2 protein-coding genes are annotated in these 1,969 nt (G+C 69.0%); one reads left to right on the forward strand and one right to left on the reverse strand.

From position 1 onward, the window contains the following. Window positions 1–429: IS701 family transposase (locus tag K228_RS28050; RefSeq protein ID WP_025620761.1), on the reverse strand; the 429-nt coding region annotated here is incomplete at its 3' end. A 276-nt stretch (window positions 430–705) separates the two neighbouring features. On the opposite strand from K228_RS28050, the gene K228_RS0124735 reads away from it, so the two are divergent. Beyond that, window positions 706–1,560, forward strand: coding sequence for an isocitrate lyase/PEP mutase family protein (locus K228_RS0124735; protein ID WP_025620762.1), 855 nt, complete (start codon window positions 706–708; stop codon window positions 1,558–1,560). Window positions 1,561–1,969: the final 409 nt, after the last annotated feature.

Consider the following 1,969-nt stretch of genomic DNA (forward strand, 5'->3'; position numbering starts at 1 on the left):
CGACGCCGGCAGATACACCCGCCGGTCGATCAGGGTATGCCCATCGGCGCCGGCGTAGCCCAGGAACACCCCGACCTGACTGTTCTCGATCCGCCCCGCCGTACCGCTGTACTGCCGCTGCACCCCGACCGTGTGTAAACCCTTCTTCAGGTCACCGGTCTCGTCAACGACCAGGACCGCGTCCGGGCCGCCGAACCGGTCGACGATCAGCTGCCGCAGGTCGTCACGCACGGCGTCGGCGTCCCACACCGCCCGATACAACAACCACTGCATCGCATCCGGCCGAGCGTGTCCCGCCCGCTCCGCCAACTGCCAACACGTCTTGACCTCAACGTCGGACAGCAGCCCCGTCACGAACTGTCCCGCCGCCCGCCGCGGCTCCACCCGCCCGAACCGGCCCGCGAAGCAGCCAAGCACCTCGGCCAGCACCCGTTCCCACCGACCAACAGCGACGCTGTGGCACGCGGCCGCCGCCAGATCTGAGTTTGTGTCCACAACGCATAGACGATCACGCGGTGGCCGCCCCGCTTCCACCCCGGTTCACCAGCAAAATCTCAAACGGCGGCTGCCGTACTAGGGTGGTCGACCCCGTAGCAACCGTCCGCACCGGTCGGCCGAGCCCGGTCACTCGTGCGAGACGACGCCCTAGGCGCGAGAGGCGCCGGGACCCATACCGAACTTATCTGACCGAGTAGGGTTCACCACATGCCGCTCAACCCTACTGACCAGCACCGTCGCGCCGTCGAGTTCCGTGACCTGCACACGGCCGCCGAGCCGTTCGTGATCCCGAACCCGTGGGATGCGGGCACGGCTCGGATCCTCACCGGTCTCGGGTTCGCCGCCCTGGCGACCACGAGCGCGGGACTGGCCTTCACGCTCGGTCGCCGGGATGGCGCCAATCTCGTCAGCCGCGCGGAAACACTGGCCAACGCGGCCGCAGTGGCCGAGGCCACGCACCTTCCCGTCTCCGCGGACCTCGAGAACGGCTTCGCCACCAACCCCGACCAGATCGGTGAAACGATCCGGCTCGCCGCCGAGGCGGGCCTGGTCGGCGGATCGATCGAAGATGCCACGGGGCGACCGGAGTCGCCGGTGTTTCCGGTCGACATGGCCGTGGAGCGCGTGGTCGCGGCGGTGAAGGCGGCCAAGGCCCTGCCGTTCCCGTTCACCTTAACGGCACGCGCGGAGAACTTTCTCTACGGCGTTCCGGACCTCGGCGACACAATCCGCCGTCTGCAGGCGTATGAAGCGGCAGGAGCGGACGTCCTGTACGCGCCCGGGCTGCCCGACCTCGCTGCGGTGCGGGCAGTGTGCGCAGCGGTCAGCCGACCGGTCAATGTGCTCGCTGGCGGCACGGGCCCGACCTGGACGGCGGCGGAACTCGCCGGGTGCGGGGTGCGCCGCATCAGCATCGGGTCCGCACTGCCACGTGCCGCGCTGGCCACAGTGCTCGCCGCGGCCACCGAGATCAAGGAGCGGGGTAGCTTCGGGTTCGCCCGCGATGCGCTTCCATACAAGCAGGCCAATGCGATGATGGCGGATCCTGGGAAGCACTCGTGACCATCGAACCCGCGCTGCTGCACGCTCCCCCGGTGCGTCCTCGGTGAGTTCACCAAAGACCACAGCCTGGTCCGGAATCCGGTTTCCGGATCTATGACCTGCTCCGAATCGGCGGGCCGAGGAGTTCCGCGTTCCGCCCAAGCCCGAGTTGCGGGGATGGGGTGTTCGGGCTGGGCGGCCTGAGGACGGCACTTGGGCGCACCGCATCGGCAACCCAGGGTTACGAGCGCCCCAACTCTCTCTGTCACCTGGTGTTCGACAGCCGCCTCGTCGCCGAGTACACAGTCCTGGGCCGGGCTGGGGGCGGCTTCGCCATCGCGGTGGAGCTGCCGGAACGGTTCCGGATGATCGTAGGTGCCCCTGATCGACCGGCGGGTGTATCTGCCGGCGTCGTGGACCGACGACCGGG

Origin of the sequence: Salinispora cortesiana, assembly GCF_000484695.1 — a bacterium.
GTDB classification, from domain to species: Bacteria; Actinomycetota; Actinomycetes; order Mycobacteriales; family Micromonosporaceae; genus Micromonospora; species Micromonospora cortesiana.

Excerpts from the sequence above, each read along its gene's own strand:
- K228_RS0124735 (WP_025620762.1), top strand. The coding sequence starts at position 706 with ATGCCGCTCAACCCTACTGACCAGCACCGTCGCGCCGTCGAGTTCCGT.